The organism is Chelatococcus reniformis (genome assembly GCF_014640075.1).
Lineage (GTDB): Bacteria > Pseudomonadota > Alphaproteobacteria > Rhizobiales > Beijerinckiaceae > Camelimonas > Camelimonas reniformis.
The window spans coordinates 527,938-543,453 of sequence record NZ_BMGG01000005.1 but is presented as its reverse complement, the minus strand read 5'-3'; the positions used below and the strand labels follow the sequence as shown (position 1 = coordinate 543,453).

At 66.5% G+C, this 15,516-nt stretch carries 16 protein-coding genes and 3 tRNA genes; 8 read left to right on the top strand and 11 right to left on the bottom strand.

Annotated elements, in window-relative coordinates; translation table 11 throughout:
* Positions 1 to 104, bottom strand: a 104-nt coding sequence (locus tag IEW34_RS16460) for a GTP-binding protein (RefSeq protein ID WP_202121688.1), incomplete at its 3' end; no start/stop codon positions are given.
* A gap of 108 nt (positions 105 to 212) precedes the next feature.
* Positions 213 to 806: a hypothetical protein gene (locus IEW34_RS16455; protein ID WP_188610273.1), complete on the bottom strand. Its 594-nt coding sequence runs from the start codon at positions 804 to 806 to the stop codon at positions 213 to 215.
* A gap of 81 nt (positions 807 to 887) precedes the next feature.
* Between IEW34_RS16455 and IEW34_RS16450 the strand changes: the two genes are divergently transcribed.
* Positions 888 to 1,772, top strand: coding sequence for a DUF72 domain-containing protein (locus tag IEW34_RS16450; protein ID WP_210324516.1), 885 nt, complete (start codon positions 888 to 890; stop codon positions 1,770 to 1,772).
* A gap of 67 nt (positions 1,773 to 1,839) precedes the next feature.
* Here IEW34_RS16450 and IEW34_RS16445 read toward each other — a convergent pair.
* The 3 genes from IEW34_RS16445 to IEW34_RS16435 form a co-directional block, all read right to left on the bottom strand.
* Positions 1,840 to 1,913 (bottom strand) — tRNA-Gly (locus tag IEW34_RS16445).
* Positions 1,914 to 1,955: 42 nt separating this feature from the next.
* Positions 1,956 to 2,040: transfer RNA gene (locus IEW34_RS16440), tRNA-Tyr, on the bottom strand.
* 148 nt (positions 2,041 to 2,188) lie between these two features.
* Positions 2,189 to 2,737, bottom strand: coding sequence for a putative glycolipid-binding domain-containing protein (locus tag IEW34_RS16435; protein ID WP_188610272.1), 549 nt, complete (start codon positions 2,735 to 2,737; stop codon positions 2,189 to 2,191).
* Positions 2,738 to 2,900: 163 nt separating this feature from the next.
* Between IEW34_RS16435 and IEW34_RS16430 the strand changes: the two genes are divergently transcribed.
* The 3 genes from IEW34_RS16430 to IEW34_RS16420 all read left to right on the top strand — a co-directional run bounded on the left by IEW34_RS16430 (position 2,901) and on the right by IEW34_RS16420 (position 6,554).
* Positions 2,901 to 3,695 (top strand): TrmH family RNA methyltransferase, encoded by a 795-nt coding sequence (locus IEW34_RS16430; protein WP_188610271.1) that lies wholly within the window; start codon positions 2,901 to 2,903, stop codon positions 3,693 to 3,695.
* A 339-nt stretch (positions 3,696 to 4,034) separates the two neighbouring features.
* Positions 4,035 to 5,711 carry an MFS transporter gene (locus IEW34_RS16425; protein ID WP_188610270.1) on the top strand — a complete coding sequence of 559 codons (1,677 nt, stop codon included), beginning with the start codon at positions 4,035 to 4,037 and terminating at the stop codon, positions 5,709 to 5,711.
* Between the two features lie 300 nt (positions 5,712 to 6,011).
* Positions 6,012 to 6,554 (top strand): hypothetical protein, encoded by a 543-nt coding sequence (locus IEW34_RS16420; protein ID WP_188610269.1) that lies wholly within the window; start codon positions 6,012 to 6,014, stop codon positions 6,552 to 6,554.
* A 109-nt stretch (positions 6,555 to 6,663) separates the two neighbouring features.
* On the opposite strand, the gene IEW34_RS16415 is transcribed toward IEW34_RS16420, so the two are convergent.
* Positions 6,664 to 7,011 carry a hypothetical protein gene (locus IEW34_RS16415; protein ID WP_244642022.1) on the bottom strand — a complete coding sequence of 116 codons (348 nt, stop codon included), beginning with the start codon at positions 7,009 to 7,011 and terminating at the stop codon, positions 6,664 to 6,666.
* A 211-nt stretch (positions 7,012 to 7,222) separates the two neighbouring features.
* Between IEW34_RS16415 and IEW34_RS16410 the strand changes: the two genes are divergently transcribed.
* Positions 7,223 to 7,298, top strand: a tRNA-Thr gene (locus tag IEW34_RS16410).
* Positions 7,299 to 7,779: 481 nt separating this feature from the next.
* Here IEW34_RS16410 and IEW34_RS16405 read toward each other — a convergent pair.
* From IEW34_RS16405 to IEW34_RS16395, 3 genes are all read right to left on the bottom strand, one after another.
* Complete coding sequence (locus IEW34_RS16405; protein ID WP_188610268.1) at positions 7,780 to 8,349, bottom strand: hypothetical protein; 570 nt, start codon at positions 8,347 to 8,349, stop codon at positions 7,780 to 7,782.
* Positions 8,350 to 9,203: 854 nt separating this feature from the next.
* Positions 9,204 to 9,698: a hypothetical protein gene (locus IEW34_RS30290; protein ID WP_210324515.1), complete on the bottom strand. Its 495-nt coding sequence runs from the start codon at positions 9,696 to 9,698 to the stop codon at positions 9,204 to 9,206.
* A 271-nt stretch (positions 9,699 to 9,969) separates the two neighbouring features.
* Entirely contained in the window at positions 9,970 to 10,443 is a 474-nt protein-coding gene (locus IEW34_RS16395; RefSeq protein ID WP_188610266.1) for a lipase family protein, read from the bottom strand.
* 328 nt (positions 10,444 to 10,771) lie between these two features.
* On the opposite strand from IEW34_RS16395, the gene IEW34_RS16390 reads away from it, so the two are divergent.
* The gene (locus IEW34_RS16390) at positions 10,772 to 11,398 is read left to right on the top strand and encodes a hypothetical protein (RefSeq protein ID WP_188610265.1); all 627 of its coding nucleotides are present in this window, start codon (positions 10,772 to 10,774) and stop codon (positions 11,396 to 11,398) included.
* A complete protein-coding gene (locus IEW34_RS16385; protein WP_188610264.1) occupies positions 11,395 to 11,646 on the top strand; it encodes a hypothetical protein in 252 nt (83 codons plus the stop codon). The genes IEW34_RS16390 and IEW34_RS16385 overlap by 4 nt, the downstream gene beginning before the upstream one ends.
* 180 nt (positions 11,647 to 11,826) lie before the next feature.
* Here the strand turns inward: IEW34_RS16385 and IEW34_RS16380 are convergent, their stop codons facing one another.
* Both IEW34_RS16380 and IEW34_RS16375 read right to left on the bottom strand, forming a co-directional pair.
* A complete protein-coding gene (locus tag IEW34_RS16380) occupies positions 11,827 to 12,018 on the bottom strand; it encodes a CsbD family protein (protein WP_188610263.1) in 192 nt (63 codons plus the stop codon).
* A gap of 316 nt (positions 12,019 to 12,334) precedes the next feature.
* Positions 12,335 to 12,730: a PRC-barrel domain-containing protein gene (locus IEW34_RS16375; RefSeq protein ID WP_188610262.1), complete on the bottom strand. Its 396-nt coding sequence runs from the start codon at positions 12,728 to 12,730 to the stop codon at positions 12,335 to 12,337.
* A 353-nt stretch (positions 12,731 to 13,083) separates the two neighbouring features.
* Here IEW34_RS16375 and IEW34_RS16370 point away from each other — a divergent pair, with 353 nt between their 5' ends.
* Positions 13,084 to 15,330, top strand: a complete 2,247-nt coding sequence (locus IEW34_RS16370) for a CaiB/BaiF CoA-transferase family protein (RefSeq protein WP_188610261.1) — start codon at positions 13,084 to 13,086, stop codon at positions 15,328 to 15,330.
* Positions 15,331 to 15,516: the final 186 nt, after the last annotated feature.

Genomic DNA, 15,516 nt, shown 5'->3' with positions numbered 1-15,516 from the left:
ACCTTCGTGATCGCCGCCGTCAGCGACGTCTTCCCGTGGTCAACGTGGCCAATCGTGCCAATGTTGCAGTGCGGCTTCGTCCGCGAAAACTTCTCTTTGGCCATCTCGCAGGTACCCTTCTGGCGGCGATGGGGCCGCGTCCTTATCCAAATCGCAGGCCCCGTTAGAGGCTTTTTCCGCCGGGTTCAAGAGGCGACGTGGACTGTAGCTGGTCAGATCTTCAGCAGCCAGTTCTTGTAGGTGATGGCCATGTTGTCGATGACGCGATCGATCGGGGCCGCCATGAGGGCATGGTCGACCATCGTGCCGACGATGCCCTGTCCCGCCGGCACCGACGCCCCCTGGCCGGCGAACGCGATCAGCACCTCGCCCGTTTTGGCGTCGACGAGATTGATGTCGGCGGCGATCGCATGGTTGCCACCGATGACGATGCGCTGAATGACGGACGAGATTCGGACACCCTTCACGACCACCTGCAACCGCACCGGCCGCTCGCCGACCAGGTAGGGCGCGAGCGCCCGCTCGAACGCCGCTTCGAGCTTGTGCGAGATGGCGCCGCGCAAATAGGCTTGGCCCTCCGGCGTATTAGCAACGCTCTCTGCGTTGTGGGCGGCGACCCCCTTGGTGGCGGCGAACTCGCGCTCGCCATCGCCCCACCAGATCTTCGCGTCTCCGGCGTAAACCACGTCCACCCGCGTCAAACGGTATGTCAGCACCTGCTCGCGCGTCGCCGGGTTCGTCACCGTGACGCAAGCCGCCACCGCGGCCGCCAGCGCGACCGCGACCATCAATTTCAAGAACGTCATAAAGCCCCCCAACAGCCCGGCGCGCTCTTAGCTCAGTTCACGATGCTCGTGCGAGGCACTGCGCCTACAACTTTCGAAGGTGTGGCCGCGCCCTGGCCTGCCCCTGCCGCCGGCCCGCCCGGCGGCGGCGACGTTGGCGGAAATGGTCATACCGGCGCACCGCAACGGCTCGGCGTGCGTTGTGATCGGGGATGTGTTCGGAGTACCGCCGCCATGGCTTGCAGTTCAGGTATCCGCGTCGGCTGCTCCGGCTGGACCTATCGCCACTGGCGCGGCGCCTTTTATCCGGACGGGATGGCGGTCAAGCGCTGGTTCGCCTTCTATGCTGAGCGCTTCGACACGGTCGAGATCAACAACAGCTTCTACCGACTGCCCAAGGCGGAAACGTTCGACGGCTGGCGCCAGCAGGCTCCCCAGGGCTTTCGGTACGCGGTCAAGGCCAATCGCTTCATCACCCAAGCCAAAAAGCTCAAGGAATGCCAGGAGCCGATGCGGCGCATGATGGCGCCGACCCGCCACCTCGGTCCGACCCTCGGGCCGATTCTCTATCAGCTCCCGCCGACGCTCGGGATCAATCTCGAGCGGCTGGAGGCCTTTCTCCTGCTGCTGCCGGCGGACCTGATTCACGTCTTCGAATTCCGCCATGCCAGCTGGTACACGCAAACGACGCTGGCATTACTCGGTCGCTTCGGCGCAGGCTTCGTCGCCCACGACCTGCCCGGCGTCGCTTCGCCCCGCTGGGCGACGGGACCGGCCGCCTACGTGCGCTTTCACGGCGGGCGCGGCAAATACTCCGGCCGCTACGCTGACGAATCGCTGCTGGACTGGAGCGACTGGATGATCGCGGAGGAGATGGCCGGACGGTCGGTCTGGGCCTACTTCAACAACGACTTGGCCGCCGCGGCCGTGCACGATGCCCAAACACTCAAGGGTATTCTTCGCCGCGCGCGCCCTCAGAACAGCTGAACGGCTAATCGGCGGTCTCGCCGGCCCACGTGCGGAGCCTGCAACCAGGCCAGGATAAGGACTTCGGTGGAGCGGGTGAAGGGAATCGAACCCTCGTCATCAGCTTGGAAGGCTGTTGCTCTACCATTGAGCTACACCCGCGCCGTCGACGTCAGGCCAAGGTCCCGGCGCTGTCGGGGACGATGGTGGAGGGGGTTGGATTCGAACCAACGTAGGCGTAGCCAACGGATTTACAGTCCGTCCCCTTTAACCACTCGGGCACCCCTCCGTGTCCATCGTCGCTTCGGCAGCGTGACCGCCACGGAAGCTTCAACGCGAAACCCCGCCGTAACGGCGGGGCAACGGGGGCTCTTATGAGGAGCACCGGGCCGCCTGTCAACGCCTAATCGAGCCTCGTTCGCCCTGATGAACTCGCATCAGAGAATCCGCTGAAACAGGCCGGGGTAGCTGACCACCAGCCCGTGCTCGTCCACCTCGATATCCCGCGTAAAATCGCCATCGAGCGATTCGAAGCGATAGTGGAGCGCGCCGAGCCGCGTGTAGCGTTGTGGCTCGCGGCTCACCGTGAGATCGGGAAAATTCACGTAGACGGCGGCGATCTCGGCCGATTGACCGGGCCTGAGGTCGAGCCGGCGAATCGGCAACGTGTTGGTGAAGGGTGTCGCGGCGAAATCGACGTCGATGGCGCCGTCGTACGCCGGCATGGCGGCGCCGGTGTCGTCACGCCAGCGGCCGAGGCCGTCGCCCTGCAACTCAACGGCGCGATCGGCGCCGACCCGGGCGATGCGCAGGTCGCGCACCCGCCAGTCCGAATCGCACAGCACGCGGTACCAGACAGCGGCCGGCTGGCCGCCGTCACCCAGCACCACTCCCTCGGCGACGATGTCTTGGCCCTCGTGCCGCAGCACCAGATGCTCGATCCCGTCCCCCGACGAGGTTTGCCAACGCGCGATGATCGGCTTCATAGGTCATGCTCCGCGAGTCCGGCGATATTCGATCATGCATCACCCGGCGCACTTCGCAATTGGACGAGAGTATCCAACGGCGGGCCGAGCTTTGATATGCAGCGCTGCGCAATGGGCTGGGACCGGCCTTTTGAGCAGCACACCAGCGCGAGAGGCGACCCTGATGACAGTGCGCAAGCCCAATCGGCCCGGCCCGGCATGGCGCCGCCCCGAGCGGGCCACCGACGAGCCCGAACTGATCGTGCTCTACGGCTGGCATCCGGTGGTCGAGGCGCTCGCCAATCCGGCGCGGCGCGTCCTGCGCCTCCTGCTGACGGCGAATGCGGCCCAACGCCTGGAGGCGGAGCACGGGGCGCCGCGCTTCGCCCCGGAGATCGTGCGGCCGGACGCCATCGACCGCCTGGTCGGGCCCGATGCGGTGCACCAGGGCCTCTACATGGAAGCGGCCCCCCTGCCCGCGCCGACGCTCGAGAGCATGCCGCAGGACGGCCTCATCCTGGTGCTCGACCAGATCACCGACCCGCACAACGTCGGCGCCATCGTGCGGACGGCGGCAGCCTTCGGTGTGACGGCCATCGTCACCACGGCGCGACACAGCCCGGCCGCGACGGGCGTGCTGGCAAAGGCCGCATCCGGCGGCCTGGAGCATGTGCCGTTCGTGATCGTGCGCAATCTCGCCGGCGCCCTCCAGACGCTGGGGGAGCGCGGCGTCCTCTGCGTCGGGCTTGATTCGGAGGGCGCTGAGCCGCTCGAAGGCGTCGCCCTTCGCCGGCCGCTGGCGCTGGTGCTCGGCGCCGAGGGCAAGGGGCTGCGCCAGCTCACACGCAGCCGCTGCCAGGTGTTGGCTCGGCTCGACGTTCCCGGCGCCATCAAGAGCCTCAATGTGTCCAACGCGGCAGCGGTCGCGCTCTATGCGGTCGCGGGCCGGCTGGCCGAAGGCGCGCCTGGCGAAGCCTGAGGGGTCGCTCCTCGCCCGGCGCACTCCGCCCGAGGGGAGGGACGCAACGGATGCGAAAGGAGCGTCACGGAACCCATAAATCGAAGCGATTCGCCCCGCTCGGATCGCCAGATCCGGTCGCCCCCAAAGGTGCTCGAGATTCATACCAAAGTCGCCCGACCAATTGCCGAGCGACAGGCACCAGGGCGCTCTCTACCGTGCGTGCGTCGAACGTTTTTTGCGCGCGCGAACGTGGACGCGTGCAGCATCCCGCCCGCCCCGCCTGGTCTGGGCTGCGGCGGGACCAGGCGGCGCGACCCATGTCGGCGATCAGAGAGTAATCAGGGCGAGGAGAAGCGCATGACGATGGCAACAGCGTCCCCCGACGGGACAGAGACCCGCCCGATGACGGGTGAGGAACGGAAGGTGATTGTCGCCTCCTCCCTCGGCACCGTCTTCGAGTGGTACGATTTCTATCTCGCGGGCTCGCTCGCGGCCAACATCAGCATGAATTTTGTGCCCGGCACGAACGACACGGCAAAGTTCATCTTCGTGCTCTTCGGTTTTGCCGCGGGCTTTGCCGTGCGCCCCTTCGGCGCGCTGTTCTTCGGTCGCCTCGGCGACCTGATCGGCCGCAAATACACCTTCCTCGTCACCATGACGATCATGGGCTTGTCCACGTTCGTCGTCGGCCTGCTGCCGGGCTACGCCACCATCGGCTACCTGGCGCCGATCGCCTTCATCGTCTGTCGCCTGCTGCAAGGGTTGGCGCTCGGCGGCGAGTACGGCGGCGCCGCCACTTACGTGGCCGAGCACTCGCCCCAGGGCCGGCGCGGCTTCTACACGTCGTGGATCCAGACCACGGCGACCGTGGGCCTGTTCCTGTCGCTGATCGTCATCCTGGTGCTGCGCCTCAACATGAGCACCGAGGACTTCAACGCCTGGGGCTGGCGCATTCCGTTCCTGCTGTCGATCATCCTGCTCGGCTTCTCGATCTGGATCCGCCTGCAGCTCAACGAATCGCCGGCGTTCCAGCGGATGAAGGAGGAAGGTACACAGTCGAAGGCGCCGCTGACGGAGGCGTTCGGCACCTGGAAGAACTCCAAGATCGCGATCATCGCCCTGCTCGGCGCCACCGCCGGCCAGGCCGTCGTTTGGTACACGGGACAGTTCTACGCGCTGTTCTTCCTGACCCAGACACTGAAGGTGGATGGCACGACAGCCAACCTGCTGATCGTGTTCGCCCTCTTGATCGGCACGCCGTTCTTCATCCTGTTCGGCTGGCTGTCCGACAAGATCGGCCGCAAGCCGATCCTGCTGGCCGGCTGCCTGATCGCCGCGGTGACCTACTTCCCACTGTTCAACATGATCGCCAAGACAGCCAATCCCAAGCTGATCGCGGCGACCGAGCAGGTGAAGGTGCAGCTGACGGCCGATCCTGCAAGCTGTGGCAGCCTGTTCGATCCGGTGGGGGTGCGGGTGTTCACCTCGCCCTGCGATGTGGTGCGACGCACCCTGGCCAGCAGCTCGGTGCACTACGATCTGGTGCCGGGCCCGGCAGGCGCGCCGCTGACCGCCACGGTCAACGGCACGAGCGTGCCCGTCACCGACGGCAAGGGCACCGAGCTGATGGCCGCCGCCCAGGCAGCGGGCTATCCCACCGCCGGCGACACCAGCATCATCAAGACGCCGTCGCTCGGCCAGGTTCTCTCCGATCCGCGGTCGCTGACGCTGATCGGGCTGCTGTTCATCCTCGTGCTGTACGTCACCATGGTCTACGGGCCGATCGCTGCGCTGCTGGTGGAACTGTTCCCCACCCGCATTCGCTACTCCGGCATGTCGCTGCCCTACCACATCGGCAACGGCTGGTTCGGCGGCTTCCTGCCGCCGACGGCCTTCGCGATCGTGGCGGCCACCGGCAACATCTTCTCGGGCCTCTGGTATCCGATCGTCATTGCCCTGATGACCTTCGTCATCGGCCTCCTGCTGCTGCCGGAGACCAAGGACCGCGACATCTTCACCTACAACCCAAAGTGAAGCACCTGCGCCCGCCGTTCGCGGGCGCAGCCCCTCCCGCAGCTTGGCAACAAAAAGCCGGCCATCCGGCGGCCCCGCCCTTAGGGCGGGGCTTCTTGTTGAGTGGACGAGCGTCGGAGGCCGCCCCAGGTTGACGATCGCGCAGCCCCCGATGCGTTGCCGCCGGTCGGGCGGTGTCCGCGCGACCCAATCTCATCACCATCCCGTGACCGGCGTCGCGCCCGCATCGCTCGCCGGGCATCTTTTTTTCGTCGCAAGTGTTTACCAGTTATGGACAAGTTCGCGTGAGGGAGTTCCGAGATGCGTAGTCTGAAGGCTGCGGCGCTTGCAGCTCTAGGAGCTGTTGCACTGGGCGCCACCATGGCCGCGTCGTCTGCGCCCGCCGAAGCGCGCCCCGGCTGGCATGGCGGCGGCGGCTTCCGGGGCGGCGGCTTCCGTGGCGGTTGGCATGGCGGCGGTTTCCGCGGCGGCTGGCACGGAGGCGGTTTCCGCGGCGGCTGGGCCGGGCGCCCGGCCTGGGGCGGCGGGTACTGGCGCGGCGCCCGATGGGGCGGCGGCTGGGCGGGCCGCCCGTATTGGGGCCGCGGCTATTGGCGTGGCCCCGGCTGGGGCGGCTATTACGGCGCCGGCTACTATCCGGGCTGGTACGGCGGCTACTGGAACGGTGGCTACTACGATGGCGGCGCGGTGGCGGCGGGGCTCGTGGGTGGCCTCGCGCTCGGCGCGGCGGCGGCGGCGGCGTCGCAGCCCGTCTATACGTCCGGCTGCTTCCGCGGCCCCAGGAAGGTCATCGTCAACGGCCGCTGGGTGACCCGTACCGTGACGGTCTGCCCGGTCGACTGATCGATTGCCCTGCACGACAACTGCAGGGCCCCTCAGCGAAGGACAGCCCGCCGGATGGCGGCCCCGCCCAAAAGGCGGGGTTTCGCCACAGCCCGCATAGGGCCGCGGCTTATTCGCAGACCGTGACGACGCGCTGGCGCCAGCCGATGCCGTCGATCCAGACGCGGCGCGGGGCGCGGTAGCAGCCCGGCTCCACGTCCTCCACATAGACGGGTCCGGGGCCCGGTGCGACGTAGACGGGAGCCGGCGGCGGGGCCGCATTGGCCGCCGCGGCACCGGCGAGGGCGCCGATAGCCAGACCACCGATGACACCCGCGGCGACCGCGCCACCGTTGTTGCAGCCATAGCCGCGGCACCAGGCGGCGGCTTCCGTGGTGGTGACCGCCAGAGCACCGGCGGTGGTGATCGCGGCCAGGGCGCCCGCCATCGCCACCTTGCGCATGCGAGACTCGATCATGGTTCATGCTCCTCGGTTGACGGGCGAGGGAACGCGACGCTCACCTCGCTCGAAACGGAAAACCTCAACGTCGCGTCATTATCCCATATCGAGCTGAACAGGGAATGAATCGTCTGGAGCGCGTCTGTTCAGCGCGCCTTTGCCTTGCGACGGCAGCGAATTGTTGCTAGCCACGCGGTGCTTGGCGCTGGTTGAACCGTGCGGGGCGCGAGCCGGCTTAGCTCAGCTGGTAGAGCACCTGATTTGTAATCAGGGGGTCGGGGGTTCGAATCCCTCAGCCGGCACCATTCAATTTCTCTTTCGATCGGCGAGCAGCTTGGGGGTGGTGTTGATCAGCTCTTGAAGGCGTCATCGTCTTCGTAGGCGTGGGCTTCTGGGAGTGGGGCGTAGAGTGTCGTAGCCCTATTACCCTCGACGAATTTTGCCGACGCTGCTCACTGCCGCCCCAGATTCCTTATGCGATGTAGAGCATCGAGGCGCCTCGATTTCCGCGGCGCTTTTCGGCGAGTTGACGCATTTTCGGCGCTTCGGGCTGGTCACAGGCCCAGCTCTGCCGCGATGTCATCGAGCAGCGCGTTAGCACGCTCAATGCGTACGGCTTCGGTCGCGTCACTCAGCTTTTCTCGAATATTGAATACATCCCGCGGCGTTATTTCTATACTTCACATGCCAGATCCTCTTCCCTTGGCGGATCTAATCTCATTCACTGAACCTGGCGCGCCTCACCACGCGTCTGGTTATTTTATTTATTGCTGCTGGCCGACGCCTCTACACGGACACGGTCTTTTTCTTGATCTGCAGGGCCTTGGCTTCGGTGTTGGCGGCGAGCGAGTCAGCGGCCTTCCGAACCTGCCGGATAAGGTCGCTGGCAACAGACCGGCCGATGGTGTTCGTCGAGCCCGCGACCGACAGGGCGACCGCGGCACCGACGCGCCGAACCTCAATTGCCGGTTCGACGTCAGCGACGAGCGTGACGGAACCGTTCCTATCGCTGATGGTCGCAATGGCCTCGGCGAGGCTCTGTGCGCCTGCCTGACTCATGTTGACGACTTGCTCGCCCTCGATAGCGAGACTGACGCGCGCCTTACGGTGATCAATCGCTATGTAGTAGCCCGGCAACGTGTCGGGCAGCTCGCCCGCCGCGATGGCGTCGGCAATGATCTGCTCGACGAGCCCGCCGACAGTCACGCCCCGGCGCGCGGCCAAGTCCTTGAACTGGGCCGCCCGTGCGGCATTGAGGCAAATCGTGGCCGTCTTGTTTTGCACCTTGTTGAAATCCCATTCAGCCGAAATGACAGCATAGGATATTGGAGCGAGAGCGGCGCCGTTCAAGAGCATCGGTGCGACTCGTTTAGGAGCGAGGATTGAAGCGGCGAGCAACCACTTCCTCGACGGCAACGACGGGCGCACTTGGACGCTCGACAAGCGCCGCGACGGGCTCGTCACCGTCCTGCGGCGACGCACCATTGGACCAGCCTGCGCCAAAGAGCGTGGGCCCAGCGCGCGCAGCCCGTTCCGGATCCTTGGCGAACCCCCGGCTCTCGGGCGCACGTCCTGTCCGCCCTTGCGGCCGGCCGCGCTGGCGGGTTCCTGGTTGGCCGCGCGGCCGTAGACGCCCGGCTGGCGCCGCGGGTCCGGCCGCCGCCCTACGCCGACCTGCCCTCAATCAGCCCGGCAAGTCGAATCTGTCGCCGGCCCGTCACGAGGGCATGCAGAATCAGGGTTCATGAGAAGGGCAAGATCGTTTCCGCCGCGCCAGCTGGACGCCAACGGGCGATGCTGCGAACGCACGCCCAAGAAGCTCCTTCGACCAATCAAGCTCTTCTGCCCTCGCTGCTGCTGTGAGTTCAACGTGCACGGGATGCAGCAGCCGAACTGGGCCTGGGTCGAGGCGAAGGATGGCCGCTTTACGCCAACGCATCCCAAGGCGGTGTATGTCCGCAGCAGCCCCACGCCTCCAGCGGGAGATCTCATGTCGCGGCTGCTGAGCGCAGCCCGCAATGCGCGTAAGGCGAGACGTCGGCATCCAACGACCGAAGCTGCGGCGTTATTATTGGCTTGCTCTCAAAAATCAACCTTGCAATGGTCCCGTCGACGAACATACTGAAAAAAACGTTCATCTCTGCGCCACGCCTCTCGTCATTTTCTTCGTACTTTGCTATTCGGCCCCTCGCTTCGGGTATTACCGTAGGTCACGTCCAAAGAGCAGAGCGCACGCCACGTCCAAGCCGAAAGCGCAGGCTGCCTCGCGGCACCGGCCACCACCGCCGGCCCTCGCAGAGCGGGCCTCGTACTCCGCGTATTTGTCGAACCGGCGCCGGACGGACAACATCGTCGAGGAGATCCCAGCCAGCGCGCTTCCGGCCAGGGGCGCGCCCGGTGACCAGGATCACGGTGTCGCTGACGTCGTAGTGGATCTTGGCGAAATCGATGGTATCGGTGACATCGTCAATGGTGGCGGCGAAGATGCGTTCCGGTAAATGAGACTCCCCGAGACCTTCACAGAATGGGTCCTGACCGGCAGCCTCGCGTTGCTCTTCCTGCTGTTTGTCAAAGCCTATGAGATCCTGGCCGTTTTGCGCAGGAGCGCCGCACAGGCCCGATCGGCCTCCCTCGATTCCGACGACCGAAGGGACCTCACGATCGCGATCAACCAGGTCGAAGGCGCAGTGAACCGCCTCGAACACACGATCCGGGAGATCGCCCGAGCGGATGCGCTCGACGGCCCCGAAAGGGGGAACTAGACGCCTGCTTCACCAACGCGAACTGATCAGTTCCCTTGGTCGCATTCGACATCGCACGGCGTCGGCTGACTTCGCAGACGAACCCACCCATCGACGCTTTTTGGCGCGGAAATCCATCCGAGACGCCGACCGTCACCGGCCGCGCTCTTGTGCGGCATGCGGTATCGGGGTGCGGTTCGCCCACGATCGGGGGCCTCGCCCAAGACGGCCGATCTCACCGGCCGAGCACGTAAGCGTACAGCTCCGGCATGCGTCCCGCGATCATCGTGAAATGATCTTCACCAGTTCGGGGCACAAAATTCGCGTACCGCCGCACATTCGAAGACGGTGCTGATCCTCCAACCGGATCGAGCGTCACGAGAAGCTGCACCGGCACGCCAGCCCGTGCAAGCGCGGCAGCCATACGGGCGGCGGCGCTGCCGCCCAGCGAATGGCCGACGATCTTGATCGAGCTTGTGCGGCCGCTTCGGTATTCGGCGATCGCTTCCTGCGCGAGCAATGGCCCATAGCTATGATTGGCAACCGTGGTGCCGACGCCGGCGCGCTGCATGCGGTCGCCGAATTCGGCGAGCCCGGGCGAATTGTTGCCGAGGCCGAGCAAAACATACAGATGCGTGCCGCCTCGCGCATGCGCTGCATAACGGTGCGTGGATTGCGCGTGGCTGGTACCGGGGAAAACGATACACACGCACACAACCGCGGCCAAACCAGCGGCTAAGACGCGAAGGAACCTCACGAAATCGTCTCGCCTGAATGCTCGCGAGCCGCGTCGAGCACGCCGTCGTATGACGGTGCTCCCTCTGATCGAAGCTTCCTCTCAAACGCCCAAATCTCGTCATCCCTCATAGGTGCACCGACCTCCAATCCACGACCAGAATGGTCTTCGGCCGCCGGAGGTTCCCGGCGAGCGTCGCTCGTTCCGCAGGACACGCCATTCTCCTTGTCGTGGCCACCTTGGCATGCAAGCCCCGTTCCGAGCGCGGCGCGCACCGCGGCGGCGGAAACGTCAGGAAGCCGTGCCGCCGCGCCTGGAGCGTCGGATCCGAACCCTCACCTGGGGAAAACAACAGAGACGTCTTGAGATCGGCCCGCGATGGAATGAGAACAAAAGCCGAACATCAAACGCTGGAACCGCCAGCCACCGGAGGTCGCAGATTTGCCCCAGCTTCGCCTGCGCCGCACCTTGGGCCGACAGCCGCGACAAGGACGACTGGCTCGTGATCGACGAGCATGGGGAGTGCATCGGCCGCATCTACTGGCACCGCGAGGCGCCGCCTGGCGTCGCCGCATGGTCATGGCAGATCGGGCTGTGGGGCCGAGCCCATCGAGGGTGCCGCGTCGATTCGCTCAAGTCGGCGAAGGCGGCGGCGCACTCGGCCTGGAACGAGATGCGCCCGGCCATCACGCCCGCCGAGTACGAGGCGGCGCGAGACGATCGGCGGCGTCACGCCGAACTCGTCCGCTTCCAGGATCGCCGCCACAGGATTCTCTACGTGGCAACGCCGGACACCTATGCGGCGGCCGAGGTCCGGATCGAGGAATTGCACGGCTGTCTCGAAGGCTCGGCCGAGGCGATGGAACTCGATCAGCTGACGCACCTTGTGGGTGAATGGCTAACCTATATCGCAAGGAGCCGCCGATGAACCGAACAGAGCTCATGCGCCTGGCCTTGAAGGCCGAGGACGAGATCATCCGGACCGCCCAGGAGATCCTCATCGACCACCGGATGCCCGAAGGCGACCACGGCCGCGAGACGATCGACCGGCTTTGGATACTGCTCGATGGGCCGGAGGCGCACGAGGCACGCAAGCTGACCCGTGAGACGCTCGGGGTGCCGGGACCGAAGCAACGCGAGCCCGGGCCGGACGATGAGGTCGAGGAAGATGGCTAGGCTACGCGCCAAGCCGGCGACACCTGGAATGAAGAGGCGCCGCCGGCTTGCGGAATTTGGTAAGGAGGGACCGACCGAACCCGATGCGTGAATGCGTCTAATCCAAAACGGTTCCGCCAAAACGGTTCCATCTTGCGACAAGCCGTATGCGTAAGGAGCAGGCGTCGACCGGCCGGGCGCTTAGACCTTGTCCACGGTGCTCTTGACCGCATCCTTGCCCTTGCCGAGGGCCTGTTGGGCTTCACCCTTGACCTGCTGAGCAGCGCCCTTCGCGCGCAGCTCGTCGGAGCCCACCGCCTCGCCGGTCTTCTCCTTGATCTTTCCGGCCGCCTTGTTCGCCGCACCGGAAACCTTGTCCGCTGTGCTACCCATTTCGAGCCTCCTCTCAACAACAACTGCAACGGCATGGAAAGCCGAACGCGAACAACAAAGTTCCGGTTGTCGGGCGAGCAGGCGTGGGCGTCCGCGACGGCGCACCTGGTCGACGCCCGGGCCCGATATCGCGGGCTCCAGCTGCCGCCGCCGACTTCGCCGACCGGCTATGCATGTCGCACAGCTGTTGGGGACCGGGCGAGCGGCTTGGCCGATGCCGACCTCAGAAGCCGGGCGCCGCGAACCTCGCAATCATGCGTCAACCGGCCGCCGGCCCGTCGTCGAACCGGCAGGCCGGTCTTCACTCTTCGCGGCGCTACTTTGCGAAGCGCCCCTCGTATTTGAACTGCGGAGCGGCCTTCAGCTGATCTTTCGTGGCGTTGATCCGCGCGTTCCACTTTTTGTTCGTCTCGTCCCAGGTGATTGCCAGGGCCGACGGACGCACTGCGACGTAGTGGGTACCCATCCCAAGGAAGCCACCCACGGACAGGATATAGGCCGGCAGCGTCGTCCCTTGGATGACGATATCCTCGACCTCCCCCACGTTTTCGTCGGCAGCGTTACGGACGTTCAGCCCCTTGAGGCTGCTGCCGAGGGCCGAGGCCCGGTCGACGGTGATGAACGACGGTTCGTTCGCTGGCGTCGGAGCTGTCTGCGCGATGGCCGGAGACACGGCAAAAGCGAGCGCGAGAGCAAGGGCGGTCGTACGCATTGTTTACCTCATTAGCAGCCGCCCCTCGGGCAGCCTCGCGCCCGGGCACGTGCCTGGACCTCGGCAACGGAGCTCCACCCGATTCTGTTCCTGCCGTTGATTGAATCCTGAGCAGTCGGTTCGGTCGGGGCCGAGCGCGCAAACGTCTGCCTGGGCACACCTGCGAGCTTGCGGTGAGGGGCGGTCGATCCGCATTCGTTTTATTTCGCAATTGCACAATATTCCGCAATTTTGCCTGTTGAGCGCGTTGCCTGGCGCCTGCGTTCGCGACATACGCGACGGTCGCCTGCCGGTATTGATCGCACTTCGCGATCTGCCAGTCTTGCCGCACAACTCGTGGGGGGCCCTCGTTGATGACCGCGCCGCTGTCGGATCTTACAGTCCTGGAAGTTTCAGGCGATATCGCCACCCGCTATTGCGGAAAGCTCTTCGCCCAGCACGGCGCGCAGGTGATCAGGAGCTATGTGCCGGACAATGGCCATGTCGGTTTCGGTGGCGCTGCGTCCGCGGCCTACGGGGCCTGGCTCGACAGCCACAAGGAGTTTGCGGACGGCGTGCCCGTCTCGCTCGAGCCCGATCTCGTCATCGCCGGCCAGACACCAGCCGACATTGCCAGGGCGCAGGCGATCGTCGCCGGCATGAAGCGCCGACCGCTGCTGCTGGCGTTGACCTGGTTCGGCGAGACCGGCCCCTATGCCGGATGGCACGGGAGCGACGGCGTGGTCCAGGCCATGAGCGGGCTCGCCTATTCCTTTGGGCCGATCGGTGGCCCGCCGACCCTGCCGCAGGGCCATGCACCGCAGATCGTCGCCGGCGCCACCGCCTATATCGCGACACTGGCGGCCCTGATCGGCCGCCGCCAGGGCCGAGCGGCCGCGCGCGTCGACCTGTCCGTGCTCGAGGCCTATATCTGCCTCACGGAAAACAGCGGGCCGGGCTTCGCCCACGATGCGGTGGCGGCGATCCGGCGCGGCATCAACCGGTTCAGCCCCACCTATCCGCAGACGATCTACCGCGCCAGCGATGGCTGGATCGGCGTCACGGCGCTGACGCCGCAGCAGTGGCAGGCGCTATGCGACATGATCGGCCTGTCCAGCGTGGGCCGCGACCCCGCCTACGCGACGACCGACCAGCGCATGGCCGCGGCCGACGAGGTCGACGCCCTGCTCGCACCGGCACTCCTGAATTATTCCTCCGTCTATCTGTTGCTCGAGGGTCAGAAGCGACGGGTGCCGATGGGGCCCGTGCCGACCATGGCCGAATTGCTGCGAACGCCGCATTGGCGCGACCGCGACAGCTTCGCCACGTTCAACGGCACTGTCCCCGCCTTCGAGGGTCCGGCCACGCCGTTCCGCCTGCACGCGCGCGGAGGCCCGGGTGCCCCCACGCCGAGGCGGTCCACGCCGGATGGCGCCGGCCCGCTCGCGGGCGTCCGCGTCCTCGATCTATCCATGGGCTGGTCTGGCCCCCTGTGCGGCCGCCACTACGCGGACCTCGGCGCCGACGTGATCAAGGTGGAGGGCTGCACCCACCCGGATTGGTGGCGCGGCTGGAACGGACCGGAGGCCGGCGAGCCGCCCCCGTACGAGATCCGGTCGAACTTCAACGCCATGAACCGCAACAAGCGCGGCATCACGCTCGACCTGCGCGACGAGCGCGGCTGCGAGATCCTGCGGCGGCTGGCCCCGGAGGCCGATCTGCTGATCGAGAATTATGCCCCCGGCGTGCTGGACCGGCTCGGCCTGTCGGCCGACGCGTTGGCGCGCATCAATCCGGATCTCGTCTATGTCTCCATGGGCGCCTTCGGCAGCTCCGGGCCGTGGTCAGGCTTTCGCGCCTACGGCTCGACCACGGAGCAGGCCTCCGGCTTCTGCTTCGTCAACGGGGCGGCAGACTGGGCTCCGTGCTTGCAGCACATCGCCTACGGCGATCCGATCGCCGGCATCTATGCCGCCATCGGCTCGCTGACGGCGCTCTATGGCCGGCCGGTCACCGGCGGCACGACCGTCGACCTGTCGCAGGTGGAGAGCCTGTTCCAGCTCGCCGCCGACGCCATCGTGGCGCAGTCGGTGACGGGCGAAGCGCCCGCGCGCAACGGCAGCCGCCGCGCCGCCGCGTTCTGGCGCGGCTGCCTGCCGTGCGCCGCCGAGGACAGTTGGATCGCGGTCGACGTCGTCGACGGCGAGGCTCTCGCCGCCTTCCTGCGTGAAGCCGGCTTGAACCCATCTGCCGCGGCAGATGCCGACAGGCTGGCCGCCCTGCTCGGCGGATGGGCGGCGGACCGATCGCCCGCCGCCGCAGCGGAGGCTATGCAGGCGGCCGGCATTGCCGCCGGGGCCGTCATTCCCGCACACACCCTGCTCGATGATCCCCATCTCCTGGCCGCCGGCTATTGGCGGCGCCTGGAGCGCCGCTATGTCGGCGAGCACATCGTGCCCAAGCCGCCGTTCGCCATCGACGGCCTGGCGCCCCCGGCGCACCGGCCCGCGCCGACGCTCGGCGAGCACACGGGCGAGGTGCTGCGCGAGACCCTTGGCCTCGCCGACGCGGAGCTCCAGGCGCTCGCCCGCGACGGAGCGATCGGCATGGGAGCGCGCTGACGGGCAGCTTTGGCCCAGCACACAGCCCGACCTGTAGATCGAGCGACGCGGCGGGCTCCGCCGCTCGAGCCAGCGACGGGGCCGCTTTACATCTGGGCGAGCCCGCAGCCATCGAAGACATGACGTCCGCACCATATAGGTGGCAGCCTGCTCCTGTGAGGTGGGTGGATCCCGCATCGGGGCGCC